Source organism: Myxococcus sp. CA039A, assembly GCF_013336645.1.
GTDB lineage: Bacteria > Myxococcota > Myxococcia > Myxococcales > Myxococcaceae > Myxococcus > Myxococcus llanfairpwllgwyngyllgogerychwyrndrobwllllantysiliogogogochensis.
Genome location: NZ_JABUMQ010000709.1, coordinates 1 through 911, shown reverse-complemented (window position 1 = coordinate 911; position 911 = coordinate 1). Strand labels below are relative to the sequence as shown.

The 911-nt window shown below is 70.1% G+C and carries 1 pseudogene; it reads left to right on the top strand.

From position 1 onward, the window contains the following. Window positions 1-107 precede the first annotated feature (107 nt). Window positions 108-911, top strand: a pseudogene (locus HR086_RS49115) (hypothetical protein); the annotation flags it as partial.

Genomic DNA, 911 nt, shown 5'->3' with positions numbered 1-911 from the left:
CCCCATTTTCACCCCTCCCCGCGAGGCGTCAGGTGATGGGGGTCCCGGAGCGCTATGATGGGCCCGAAATGGCCGCAAAACTAGAATGTCCAGAGTGCAGGGGCACGGTGGAAGGGGACGACTTCCAGTGTGAGTTCTGCGGGTTGCTCCTGGACCCGGAGCAGGCCAGCGGGGAGTACATCATCACGGAGCCCACCATCGTCCGGGCCCTGCTCTCCCCACCCCAGCGCAGCAGGACCATGGAAGTGCCCAGGCCGCCGCCCCAGCGGCCCGCGCCGCAGGACCTGGCCACCGCGCGATTCACCGTGCCCATGGACGCGGACACCGTGCCGCACCTTCGTGCCGGACTGAACATCGCGTTGCAGCCCCTCCACCCTTTCGAAGCCCACATCGCGTCCTTCGTCGACGGAGTCCACGCGGTGCCCCAACTCGCCCTCGCGGCGCGGCTGCCTGAAATCGAGGTGAAGGTCGTCCTCAAGGCCCTGCTGGAACGAGGCGTGCTGGAGCTGCGCCGCGCGCCTGGCAGCCCTCCACGACGAAGCCGGACCGACGAGCTTCCCGTGCTCGACGGCAGCGAGTTCCTCACCCCGGAAGCGCCCGCGTTCGACGACGAAGAGCCATCCACGATTCAGGACGACGAGGTCCCCACGCTCACCGGGGAGCGTCCCGCCGTGCTCATGGCCCTGGGCGCCGAGGAGGACCTCTCTCCCATGGCGCTCGGCGACGAGGAGCCCTTCGCACCTCCCGCTCCACGTCCCACGAGGTCCACCACGTCTGGCGGGTCGCATCCGAGCGCGCCCTCGCAGCCGACTCGCGCGATGCGCCCCGGCGTCGCCCAGGCCCCGCGCGCCAGTGGCTTCACCGAACACGTCACCTTCCCGGGAGCCCCTGCTCCGCCCGCGAAGGAGCAC